General features: G+C 49.3%; 10 protein-coding genes. 1 reads left to right on the plus strand and 9 read right to left on the minus strand.

The window, feature by feature from the left end:
- Positions 1–44 precede the first annotated feature (44 nt).
- From CEQ48_RS16135 to cysP, 9 genes are all read right to left on the minus strand, one after another.
- Entirely contained in the window at positions 45–1232 is a 1188-nt protein-coding gene (locus tag CEQ48_RS16135) for an aspartate kinase (RefSeq protein ID WP_089071934.1), read from the minus strand.
- Positions 1233–1561: 329 nt separating this feature from the next.
- The gene (gene alaS, locus CEQ48_RS16145) at positions 1562–4144 is read right to left on the minus strand and encodes an alanine--tRNA ligase (RefSeq protein ID WP_089071935.1); all 2583 of its coding nucleotides are present in this window, start codon (positions 4142–4144) and stop codon (positions 1562–1564) included.
- A gap of 172 nt (positions 4145–4316) precedes the next feature.
- Positions 4317–4775 (minus strand): recombination regulator RecX, encoded by a 459-nt coding sequence (gene recX / locus CEQ48_RS16150; protein WP_089071936.1) that lies wholly within the window; start codon positions 4773–4775, stop codon positions 4317–4319.
- Between the two features lie 132 nt (positions 4776–4907).
- Entirely contained in the window at positions 4908–5972 is a 1065-nt protein-coding gene (gene recA, locus CEQ48_RS16155) for a recombinase RecA (RefSeq protein ID WP_089071937.1), read from the minus strand.
- 133 nt (positions 5973–6105) lie between these two features.
- Positions 6106–6612, minus strand: a complete 507-nt coding sequence (gene pncC / locus CEQ48_RS16160; RefSeq protein WP_000853817.1) for a nicotinamide-nucleotide amidase — start codon at positions 6610–6612, stop codon at positions 6106–6108.
- A gap of 166 nt (positions 6613–6778) precedes the next feature.
- The gene (locus CEQ48_RS16165; protein WP_089071938.1) at positions 6779–7909 is read right to left on the minus strand and encodes a sulfate/molybdate ABC transporter ATP-binding protein; all 1131 of its coding nucleotides are present in this window, start codon (positions 7907–7909) and stop codon (positions 6779–6781) included.
- Complete coding sequence (cysW, locus tag CEQ48_RS16170) at positions 7906–8769, minus strand: sulfate ABC transporter permease subunit CysW (RefSeq protein ID WP_000951359.1); 864 nt, start codon at positions 8767–8769, stop codon at positions 7906–7908. The genes CEQ48_RS16165 and cysW overlap by 4 nt, the downstream gene beginning before the upstream one ends.
- A gap of 10 nt (positions 8770–8779) precedes the next feature.
- Positions 8780–9631, minus strand: coding sequence for a sulfate/thiosulfate ABC transporter permease CysT (gene cysT, locus CEQ48_RS16175; RefSeq protein ID WP_089071939.1), 852 nt, complete (start codon positions 9629–9631; stop codon positions 8780–8782).
- Positions 9632–9707: 76 nt separating this feature from the next.
- Positions 9708–10709, minus strand: a complete 1002-nt coding sequence (cysP, locus tag CEQ48_RS16180) for a thiosulfate ABC transporter substrate-binding protein CysP (protein WP_089071940.1) — start codon at positions 10707–10709, stop codon at positions 9708–9710.
- 257 nt (positions 10710–10966) lie between these two features.
- Here cysP and cysM point away from each other — a divergent pair, with 257 nt between their 5' ends.
- Positions 10967–11854 (plus strand): cysteine synthase CysM, encoded by an 888-nt coding sequence (gene cysM, locus CEQ48_RS16185; protein WP_001279365.1) that lies wholly within the window; start codon positions 10967–10969, stop codon positions 11852–11854.
- Positions 11855–12074: the final 220 nt, after the last annotated feature.

Consider the following 12074-nt stretch of genomic DNA (forward strand, 5'->3'; position numbering starts at 1 on the left):
ATCCATCAAAAGTTATGACATCGTAAACTCTCAATGGTGCCCGTTTAACCTAAAAAGGTGTGTTTTAGACCAAACTCTTGAGGGATTTCCGACGTCACATAGGTCTCGTGCAAAATATTTGCCGCACGATCCACATTCGCAGGGTCTAACATTAGCATAGATGATTGTTCCGAGGCCGAGACATAACGCACATCGATATAATGTTGCGCTAAGGTCTGACGCGCATGGGCAACTAATGTACCCGCCTGTAAACCGACCTTAGTAATGATACTCACGGGCTCTGAACCACGAATTTTATCTGCACCGACTAATTGTAGCTTGGCATAAGCATCGCGTTTAATCACAAATGCACTATTGGTAGGCTCATCAATGGTTGTGCAGACTTCAATTCCGAGCATTTGGCACTGCTTGATGATGCTTGGAAAAAATTCACTCTCCACACTTATCAGCGCCATATCGCGCTGAATAGCAATACCACATACTGCGTGAGTTGCGGCACTGCCTTTAATTAAACTGCCTTGGTTCACTTCAAAGGTAGAGAGCACTCTGAGTGGCACGGCATGCTTCCAAGCATACTGCACGCACGGTAGGTGCAACACTTTTGCGCCTTTGCGCGCCATCTCTTCCATGGAAGGAAAATCAATCACATCCAGCTTACGAGCACTTGGTACAATACGTGGATCACAAGTGTATATCCCATCGACATCAGTGAATATTTGGCATTCGTCGGCATTCAGTGCCCCAGCCAATGCTACAGCACTGGTGTCTGAGCCACCACGGCCTAACGTAGTGATATCCCCATTTTCATTAATGCCCTGAAAACCCGCGACTATCACAATAAAATCTTGTTCTAGCAGCTCGGTAATCGTTCGAGTATCAATATGTTTAATCGTCGCGTCATTGTGTTGATTGTCCGTCACAATATTCGCTTGAGCTCCGGTTAGTGAGCGGGCGGCATAGCCCATTTTGTGCAGTGTCATTGCCACTAAGGCCATTGACACCTGCTCACCAGCAGAGAGCAAAACATCAAGTTCTCTAGCGTTTGGTACGCTATCTACTTCTTGAGCTAAACCCACCAGTCGATTGGTTTCCCCTGCCATGGCAGAGACTACTACGACAACTTGATTGCCATCATTCTTCGCCTTAATGATGTGTTCGGCTACGGTTTGCATTCTTTCTATTGAACCCACCGAAGTTCCGCCGAACTTTTGCACGATAAGGGGCTTTTTCACCAGTATTCACCTTCCCAAGACCAAAGTCTCATCGGGATCAAACTTGTTTAACTTACATGTCGAACAAGGTTTGATCGTTACCAAAATAAAACCAAGCGGCTAATTGGCTTAGCCTATACCCAAACTACTTGGAGTTGCAGGTAGGCGGCAAGTGAGTTCATCCCCATGAGCATAGATAAACTATGTGATTGGGGTGAACGAACGTAGCCAACACCGCTTCAGCTTCAAGTAGGAAGGGGATATATTTGCGCCAATTAAACCACTTGGTTAACCAGATAAAATTACGCTCAATCAACAAATATTGATTGAGCGTAATCTATTTATCACTGTTATAGACGCTCGGCAATCCAAGCGTCGACAGACTCTAAGGCCGATGGCAGAGCGTGAGCATCTGTCCCTCCAGCTTGAGCCATATCTGGGCGGCCACCACCCTTACCACCGACTTGTAGTGCGACCATATTGACCAGCTCACCCGCTTTGACTTTATTGGTCAAATCGTTGGTTACGCCCGCAATTAGGCCAACTTTGCCTTCAGCCACATTACCCAGCATGATGATGCCGCTGCTTAATTGGTTTTTGAGATCATCTACCATGCCACGTAGCGCTTTGTTGTCTGCACCGTTGAGCTGCGCAACCAGTACGTTAACGCCAGCGATCTGCTTAACTTGGTTGATAAGACCCGCGCTCTCTTTCGCCGCCAGCTTATCTTTCAACTGTTGGATCTCTTTCTCCAGCAGTTTGGCTTTTGCCGCCATTTCAGACACTTTGGCATCATGCTGTGCTTGCTGTACGTCGAGGTAATCTAATGCGCCTTCACCAGTCACCGCTTCAATACGGCGAATACCCGCAGCAATACCACCTTCAGAGATGATTTTGAACAGGCCAATATCGCCTGTGTTGCTTGCGTGGATACCACCACACAGCTCAGTAGAGAAGTCGCCCATCGACAATACGCGCACTTGGTCATCATATTTCTCACCAAACAACGCCATCGCACCTTTCGCTTTCGCTTCATCAATATTCATGATGTTGGTTTCGATGTTGTGATTGTGGCGGATCTCTTGGTTCACCAAACGCTCCACTTCTTTGATCTCAGCGGGCGTCATCGCTTCAAGATGAGAGAAGTCAAAACGCAGGGTTTCCGCACGCACTAGAGAGCCTTTCTGCGCCACGTGTTCACCCAGCACTTTACGTAGTGCAGCATGCAACAAGTGAGTCGCCGAGTGGTTCAGAGAAATTGCCGCACGGCGCTTTTCATCGACGATGGCATCCACCTGATCGCCTGTCGCCAATACGCCTTGGGCGAGCACACCGTGATGAGCAATCGCGTTACCTAATTTTTGGGTATCTTCAACATGGAAAATACCTGCGTCGGTTTTCAAAACGCCAGTATCGCCGCATTGACCACCTGATTCTGCGTAGAATGGCGTGTTGTCTAGTACGATGATGGCTTTATCACCAGCTGACAGCGCAGAAACTTCCGCGCCCTCCACGAACATTTCGCGTACCACACTTTGGCCACGACTCGCCGTGTAACCGCAGAATTCGGTATTGGTGGCGGATTTGATCAGCGAATTATAATCCGTACCAAATTGGCCGGCTTCACGAGCGCGTTGACGCTGCTCTTCCATCGCTTGTTCAAAGCCCGCTTCATCAATGCTAAAGCCACGCTCACGCGCCACGTCATTGGTTAAATCCGCAGGGAATCCGTAGGTGTCGTAGAGTTTGAAGACGGTTTCACCATCCAGCACTTGGCCTGATAGTTGATCCAGCGCGTCATTCAAAATGCTCATGCCGCGATCAAGAGTACGACCAAAATTCTCTTCTTCGATACGAAGGACTTTTTCAACCAGAGCCTGCTGCTTTTTCAGCTCAGCACCCGCTGTACCCATCACTTCCGCTAGCGGTCCTACCAGCTTGTGGAAGAACGCACCTTGCGCACCAAGCTTGTTGCCATGACGAACTGCACGACGAATGATACGACGCAGTACATAACCGCGACCTTCATTCGACGGCATCACGCCATCAACGATCAAAAATGCGCAAGAACGAATGTGGTCAGCCACAACACGCAGTGATTGATTGGTCAAGTCTTGGTAACCAATCGCTTCCGCTGCCGCTTTGATCAGAGTCTGGAATACATCGATTTCGTAGTTTGAGTGCACGCCTTGCATGATCGCAGAGATACGCTCAATACCCATGCCCGTATCTACAGACGGCTTAGGTAATGGCTCCATCGTGCCATCCGCATGACGGTTGAACTGCATGAAAACGTTGTTCCAAATCTCGATGAAACGATCGCCATCTTCTTCAGGCGAGCCTGGAGGTCCACCCCAAATGTGGTCACCGTGGTCGTAGAAGATTTCAGTACATGGACCGCAAGGACCGGTGTCACCCATCTGCCAGAAGTTATCCGAATCGAACTTCTTGCCGCCTTTTTTATCGCCGATGCGAATAATGCGATCAGCAGGAATACCCACTTTCTTATTCCAAATATCAAAGGCTTCGTCATCGGTTTCATAAACCGTGACTAACAAGCGCTCTTTCGGCAGTTGCAGAACGTCAGTCAGAAACTCCCATGCATACTGGATAGCATCTTCTTTGAAATAGTCACCGAAACTGAAGTTACCCAGCATTTCGAAGAAAGTGTGGTGACGTGCGGTGAAACCGACGTTTTCTAGGTCGTTGTGCTTACCGCCTGCGCGGACACAACGTTGAGCGGTCGTGGCGCGAGTGTAGGCGCGCTTTTCCAAGCCCAAGAAACAGTCTTTAAATTGGTTCATCCCTGCGTTGGTAAACAACAGGGTCGGATCGTTAGCAGGCACCAGAGAAGAACTTTCTACAATTTGGTGACCTTTGCTTTCAAAGAATGAGAGGAACGCGCGGCGCACCTCATCCGTGCTCATAAACATGCAGCTCTTCCTGAAATACTCAAGTTAGAATTTTGCGTTATTGTAAAGCAAGGATAACAGTTCGCCTAGTTTCTTCTCTTCAGCAAACAGAATGTGTGGCTAGCGGCAGCTCAGCCAAGATGCATAAAATCCAGAGCGGGATTAATAAGAGGAATGTAGAGGGTGAAAGCGATTACTCATCACTCTCACTGGCTTGAAGCGCATAACGGATTTGCTCAAAGTTGAAACCACGGTACTGTAAGTACCGAACTTGTTTGGCGTATTGCGAGCGCTCGTGGCTGATGCCGCTTTTGAATTTCTTGTGTGCGACCTCTTTCGCTAGTTCAAACCAATCTATCGTTTGCTCGGCGAGGGCTTGCTCAATCACCTCTTCCGCGACCCGCTTTTCTTTGAGTTGCTGGCGCAAACGCTGCTCACCGTAACCTTTGTGAACCATTTGCCGCGCCTGACTCGCTGCGTAACGGGCATCGCTCAAATACCCTAGCTCTAAAACGTACTTCACAACCTCATCAATCACTTCAGTAGGATGGCCTTTGAGGGCTAATTTTTGGTGTAGTTCATATTCGCTATGATCGCGACGACTCAGAAGTTGTAAGGCACTTTGTCGGCAAGTGGCTAAGTCGAAACTCATGGAACTCCCTATTAGGCTAACGGTGAGTTTTGAGTCACTCACTCAATTGGCAGCCAAAAAGAAGCCCTGCATTGCAGGGCTTCATTCACATCGAGATTGAGAGGCTGAACCTCTTTGTATTCAGTCTGCCGATTAAAACTCTTCTGGCACCGCGCCAAATTCGACGTCATCCGCCGCAGAAGATGTTTCACTGATCAACTGCATGTTTTCTGGGTTTAACAGCATTTCACGCAGTTTTTTATCTAGAGTTTTCGCAATTTCTGGGTTTTCTTTCAGATACTTGCAGGCATTCGCTTTACCTTGGCCGATTTTATCGCCGTTATAGCTGTACCAAGCACCTGATTTTTCAACCATTTTGTGTTTAACACCAAGATCGATAAGCTCGCCTTCGCGGTTGAAACCTTGGCCATACATAATTTGCGTGTTGGCTTCTTTAAACGGTGCCGCAATCTTGTTCTTCACAACCTTGATGCGCGTTTCATTGCCTACCACTTCTTCGCCATCTTTGATTGCGCCAGTACGGCGAATATCCAAACGAACAGAAGCGTAGAATTTCAGTGCGTTACCACCAGTGGTGGTTTCTGGGTTACCAAACATCACACCAATCTTCATACGGATTTGGTTGATGAAGATACACATACAGTTGGATTGCTTGAGGTTACCCGTCAGTTTACGCATCGCTTGCGACAGCATACGCGCTTGCAGACCCATGTGGCTGTCGCCCATTTCGCCTTCAATTTCTGCTTTTGGTGTCAAAGCCGCGACCGAATCGACGACAATCACATCCACCGCACCTGAGCGAGCCAGCGCATCACAAATTTCCAGTGCTTGCTCGCCGGTATCGGGCTGAGAAACCAGTAGCTCATCGATATTCACGCCTAGTTTCTTGGCATAAACCGGATCCAGCGCGTGCTCGGCATCGATAAACGCACAGGTTTTGCCTTCACGTTGCGCGGCAGCAATCAGTTCCAGAGTCAGCGTTGTTTTACCCGAAGATTCAGGGCCGAAGATCTCAACGATACGTCCCATTGGTAGGCCACCAGCACCCAACGCGATATCCAGAGACAGAGAACCGGTCGAAATGGTTTCTACATCCATCGCGCGGTTGTCGCCTAAGCGCATGATGGAGCCTTTACCAAATTGCTTTTCAATTTGACCGAGGGCGGCAGCAAGTGCCTTCTGTTTATTCTCGTCCATTACTCTCTCCGGATAGTCACTCTCAGGTGATAGGTAATTGTGTCGAAATCGGGTCGACGCTGATTTGTCATGTTGGGGCTCATTATACTGTTGATTTGTACAGTGTCCACCCCTGTATAGAAAAAAGTTTGGCTCAGTTAACGTTTTGAACCTGATCTGCTGCGAGATGTTCAATCAAGCTTTGCAACACATGCGCTATGGCTTGCTGACGCACTTGTTCGCGATCACCTGCAAAATGACAGGTTTCCACTTTGAGCCAACCTTGAACACTGGCAAAGCCGAAGCAAACGGTGCCAACTGGCTTTTCTACGCTACCGCCACCGGGGCCAGCAATGCCGCTAATCGAAGCTGCTAGCGTAGCCCTTGAATGCAAGAGCGCGCCAAGCGCCATCTCTTCAACGGTCTGTTCAGAAACCGCACCAAATTGTTGTAATGTTGTTTGCCGAACACCGAGCATTTCTTGTTTAGCTTCATTACTGTAAGTCACGAAGCTGCGATCAAACCATGCCGAACTTCCAGCCACTTCAGTCACCCAATAAGCCACGCCACCGCCGGTGCAAGATTCTGCGCTAGCGAGGATCTGCTGCTGGTTAGCCAGTAGCCCCCCTAACTGCTCACTCAAGGAATGCAGTGTTTTCATACGCTTGCCTCTCGCTTCTGTTTCATTGTGTCGCTTGTGTTTCATTTTGCTCGGTAAAACTGCAAGCTAAACTACCGAATTAGGCGCTAATTGCAATCGTCCCAAATAGAAAGAGTGCCGAAGGGCACTCTTTCTCGGTCTAATTTCAACCCTCGTATTTCAAGCATCAGATTTCAAACATCAAGCTATCCGGAGCCAAGAATGGCCAGCGTAGGACGCTTGGGCTACTTTGCCCTTCACTGGCAAAGAAATAGCCCACTTGCGGTGTGGCGAAGACTTGATCGCCGCGACTCAAGCGTTTTTCGCTTAAAGAGCGATGTGAAAGTTTGGCTTCCCACAGCTCTTGGCTTTGCCAACCGACAGGCGCTAACTCAACGCGCACTTCTGCCCCAACAGGATTAATCGAGACCACTTCAAACGGCAATGAGGCTTGGCTGTTCTCTTTATCCGACAACGCCAACTCATGGCTGCGCACATAGAGCAAACCACTTTGACGCGTCGCGTCACTCTCTGGTGGCTGAATAAAGGCAGAGCCATTGACCCACTGGCCATTTTGCCACTCACCCGCAAACTGATTAACGTTCCCAAAGAAATCAAACACAAAGCGGCTATTGGGCTGAGCGTAAAGCTCAACGGGTGAATCAATCTGCTCAATGCGGCCATTGCTCATCACCACTACGCGATCGGAAAGCTCTAAGGCTTCATCCTGATCGTGGGTCACAAACACGCTGGTAAAACCTAACTCGTCATGCAGACTACGCAGCCAACGGCGCAGCTCTTTACGCACTTTGGCATCCAAAGCGCCAAACGGCTCATCCAACAGTAGCACTTCAGGTTGGGTTGCCAGTGCGCGAGCCAGTGCAATACGCTGTTTTTGACCACCAGAAAGCTGCTCTGGATAACGATGCGCCAAATGGCCAAGCTGTACGATTTTAAGCAGTTGCTTCACACGCTTTTGAATTTCCGCCGGATTTGGACGCCGAGCACGCTCCATCACCTGCAAGCCAAACGCTACGTTATCGGCCACCGTCATATGACGAAACAGCGCATAGTTTTGGAACACAAAGCCGACTCGGCGATCGCGCACATGCACGTTGGTGACGTCACGATCTCGAAAATGAATCGTGCCGGAATCCGCCCCTTCCAAACCGGCAATAATGCGCAGTAACGTGGTTTTGCCGGAGCCAGATGGCCCTAACAAACCAATCATTTCACCATCTTCAATCTTGAGAGAAAGCGGGGCAAGCGCCTGAAACTGGCCAAAATGTTTAGAGATATTATCTAGACGAATGCTCATAAGGTTCCCTGCTCATTATGCTCGACCGCCTGAAGGCGCTCTTGACGCCACTCGACCAAAGCTTTCAGTAATAGTGTTAATAGGGCGATAAACGCCAGTAGCGAAGCGCTAGCAAAAGCCGCTTGCGATTGATAATCCTCGTACAGAAGCTGTACATGCAAAGGCAAGGTATTGGTTTCACCACGAATGTTGCCTGAAACCACCGCTACCGCGCCAAACTCTCCCACCGCGCGAGCATTGGTGAGGATCACACCATAAATCAGCGCCCACTTAATGTTAGGCAGAGTGACTCGGCGAAACAGTTGCCACCATGATGCGCCTAAAATCACCGCTGCTTCTTCATCCGAACGTCCTTGCTGCTGCATAAGAGGAATTAGCTCACGCGCCACAAACGGACAGGTCACAAACACGGTCACTAGCACAATGCCCGGCCAAGCAAACATGATTTGTAGATCGCGCTCATACAACCATTCGCCCAACCAACCACTGGTGCCATAGAGCAGCAGGTAAAGTAGCCCCGCCACCACCGGAGAAACAGCGAACGGAATATCAATCAAGGTGATCAAAAACTTGCGACCAACAAATTCAAAGCGGGTCACTAGCCAAGAGAGCAGCACACCAAACACCAGATTGATTGGCACTGTCAGTAGCGCCACCACCAGCGTTAACCCAATCGCGTGGCGCGTATCGGGGTCATTAAAGTAACTAAAATAAGCGCCAATGCCGTTGGCGAACGCTTGTTGGAAAATGCTCAGCAGTGGGATCAGCAGCAGCACGGCCACCAATAGCAGAGCCAATGCGATCAAACTCCATTTCACCCACGGCTTTTCACCGACACGTAAAGGTTGAGAATGTGCCATAAACTGATTCCTATCGTCCGTGAATGCGACGCAGATAAGCGCCTTGCCAGAGGTTAATCATCAGCAGTAACAAAAGTGAGGTCAGCAGTACAACTGAGGCAATTGCACTCGCCGCTGGGAAATCAAACTCTTGCAGACGTACGAAGATCATTAACGAGGTAATTTCGCTGATGTAAGGCATATTGCCTGCAATAAAGATCACCGCTCCGAACTCCCCTAAACTGCGCGTAAAAGACAACGCCGTTCCGACCAATAAAGCGGGTTTGAGTGAAGGGAGAATCACTTTCCAAAACACAGCGCCGTCGGATGCGCCCAACGTCATGCCCGCTTCTTCTTCCTCGCGGGAAATTTCTTCTAACACTGGCTGAACAGTGCGCACCACAAAGGGAATACTGGTAAAAGCCATCGCCACAATAATACCAAGTGGCGTATAAGCGACCTTGATGCCTAACTCGGCAAGTACACTACCAATCCAGCCATTGGCCGAATACAGCGTTGCCAAGGTAATCCCAGCGACCGCGGTGGGCAGCGCAAAAGGAAGATCGACCAGCGCATCAAGAATACGTTTGCCGGGAAAAGTGTAACGCACCAACACCCAGGCAAGCAGCAAACCAAACAAGCCATTAAACAGTGAAGCAATCAAGGCCGAGCCAACCGTCACTTTATAACTTGCCACCACACGAGGGTCGGCAATCACTTGCCAATACTCGCTAAAGGTCATGTTGCTGGTCTGCATAATAAGTCCAGTGGCAGGTAGCAGCAGGATCAAGCTGACAAACAGCAAAGAGACACCGAGGCTCAACGCAAAACCGGGTAAAACCCGTTGCTGGTGCGGGCGAGAGTGTGCAAGCGTTTGACCCATAAAACCTCTTTCGATACATCAGGGTGGAATTATGGTTGCCCATCCATTGGGCAACCTAGAGAAATGTCAGACAAGATTAGCGGCGCAGCAGTTGATCCAACTTTGCCCCATTGGCGAACTGGGTTTTCATCGCTTGTTCCCAACCACCAGCAATCTCGTCTACGGTCAGTAACTCAACAGTAGGGAAACGTTCAGCAAATTCAGCTTGTACCTTGGCATCGTGCACTCGGTAGTTGAACTGAGCTAACAGGCGTTGTGCTGGTTCACTGTACAGGTATGAAACGTATTCGGTCGCCACATCATAAGTCCCATTACGTTTTGCCACTTTCTCCACTACCGCGACTGGGAATTCAGCCAAAATCGAGGTTTTCGGCACCACCACTTGGTAATCATCCGCACCGTATTGCTGACGAATGTTATTCACTTCCGATTCAAAGGTGATCAGCACATCGCCAATCCCACGCTCAACGAATGATGTGGTTGCACCACGACCGCCAGTATCAAATACCGCGACGTTTGCCAGAAACTTCTTCAAAAACTCATCTTGCTGCGCTTGGTTATCCTGACCAAATTGTTTTTGTGCAAAGCCTAGCGCTGCCAAGTAGGTGTAACGCGCATTACCTGAGGTTTTCGGGTTCGGGAACACACTTTTCACATCATCACGTACCAAATCACTCCAATCTTGAATGTTCTTGGGGTTGCCTTTGCGCACCAAAAATGCGGTGGTGGAGTAATAAGGCGAGCTCGCGTTTGGTAGCAGGGTTTGCCAGTTTGCTGGGATCAGCTTGCCTTTGTCGTGCAGAATTTGCACATCGGTCACTTGGTTAAACGTCACCACATCTGCCGCTAGGCCTTGCAGAATAGAACGCGCTTGAGCCGATGATCCAGCGTGCGACTGTTTAATTTCGACCGTCTTCCCTGTTTTTTGTTGCCAATGCTCAGCAAACACGGGGTTGTAAGCCACAAACAGCTCACGAGCAATATCATAAGATGAGTTGAGAATGGTTTGATCAGCCGCAGAGGCTTGGAACGAGCCTGCTAGCAGTAACGCTGTTAATGTCGATTTAATTCGGTTCATGTTGTTCTACTCCAGAATCACAAGTGCCAAGATGGCTTCCTTTATGCTGCTAGATTATGAGGAAAATCGTTTATAAAAAAGAACATTAATAGAACGTTTTGGAATAATTTCTAGCAATAAATTGTATGCCGAAGATAAAGTCGTTCTTATACTGCTGACATGAAAATAACGCCGCTGGCAAAGAGTCGTCTTACGCTTGTGCCGTCAATCAACAGAAGCTTTATCGGTTGTCACTATTAGAATAGAAGGATCGCTCTGTGTCTGATTTCCCCACTCTTGAAGATTATGTAGGTCAAACGCCCTTGGTGCGTTTACAGCGCCTCAATGCAGGCCGCTCTACAGTATTGGTGAAGCTCGAAGGCAATAATCCAGCGGGTTCCGTGAAAGATAGACCAGCGCTTAATATGATTGTGCAAGCCGAGGCGCGCGGCAGTTTGCAGCCCGGCGATACCATCATCGAAGCCACCAGTGGTAATACTGGCATAGCGTTGGCTATGGCCGCCGCCATCAAAGGCTACAAGATGATTCTGATCATGCCCGATAACGCCACTCAAGAGCGCAAGGATTCGATGCGCGCGTATGGCGCTGAGCTGATTTTGGTTAGCAAAGAACAAGGGATGGAAGGCGCACGCGATTTAGCCTTACAGATGCAGCAAGAAGGTAAAGGTAAGGTATTGGATCAATTCAATAACTTGGATAACCCTGACGCGCATTATCGCTCAACCGGGCCGGAAATCTGGCAGCAGAGCCAAGGTAAAATCACCCATTTTGTTTCGAGCATGGGCACCACAGGCACCATCATGGGCGTCTCTCGCTACCTGAAACAGCAAAATCCGCAGATCCAGATCATCGGCTTACAACCCTCGGAAGGCAGTGCGATTCCCGGTATTCGCCGTTGGCCACAAGCCTACCTGCCCGGCATTTTTGATGCTGCAAGAGTCGATCAGGTGCTGGATGTAACTCAAACTGACGCCGAACAGACCGCACGCGCCCTTGCGCGTGAAGAAGGAATTTGCGCCGGCGTCAGCTCTGGCGGAGCCGTGTTTGCCGCTTTGCAGATTGCCCAGCAAAATCCGGGATCCGTAGTGGTAGCGATTGTGTGCGATCGTGGCGACCGTTATCTATCTTCAGGATTATTTTCTTAACTGAGCTTTCCGACACTCGGCTTAGGCTGAGTGTCGAAACCGGTTTGACTTGGTATCCATATCACGCTCCCTACGCGCTTTTCGGCAAACCTCTTGCGGCGATGGCCTGATGAGCCTTAAGGTCATCACCATGCAAAGCAAGAGCTCAATTGCCCCGCCCTAGTCAGGTTTGCTATTCTCTGTAACCGTTTTTAAGTGACCCATGCCGCCTTGTGATGAA

Origin of the sequence: Vibrio tarriae (assembly GCF_002216685.1) — a bacterium.
Taxonomy (GTDB): Bacteria; Pseudomonadota; Gammaproteobacteria; order Enterobacterales; family Vibrionaceae; genus Vibrio; species Vibrio tarriae.

Coding starts and splice junctions, on each gene's coding strand:
- alaS (WP_089071935.1), bottom strand. CDS start 4,144: ATGTTTATGAGCACGGATGAGGTGCGCCGCGCGTTCCTCTCATTCTTT.
- recX (WP_089071936.1), bottom strand. CDS start 4,775: ATGAGTTTCGACTTAGCCACTTGCCGACAAAGTGCCTTACAACTTCTG.
- recA (WP_089071937.1), bottom strand. CDS start 5,972: ATGGACGAGAATAAACAGAAGGCACTTGCTGCCGCCCTCGGTCAAATT.
- pncC (WP_000853817.1), bottom strand. CDS start 6,612: ATGAAAACACTGCATTCCTTGAGTGAGCAGTTAGGGGGGCTACTGGCT.
- CEQ48_RS16165 (WP_089071938.1), bottom strand. CDS start 7,909: ATGAGCATTCGTCTAGATAATATCTCTAAACATTTTGGCCAGTTTCAG.
- cysW (WP_000951359.1), bottom strand. CDS start 8,769: ATGGCACATTCTCAACCTTTACGTGTCGGTGAAAAGCCGTGGGTGAAA.
- cysT (WP_089071939.1), bottom strand. CDS start 9,631: ATGGGTCAAACGCTTGCACACTCTCGCCCGCACCAGCAACGGGTTTTA.
- cysP (WP_089071940.1), bottom strand. CDS start 10,709: ATGAACCGAATTAAATCGACATTAACAGCGTTACTGCTAGCAGGCTCG.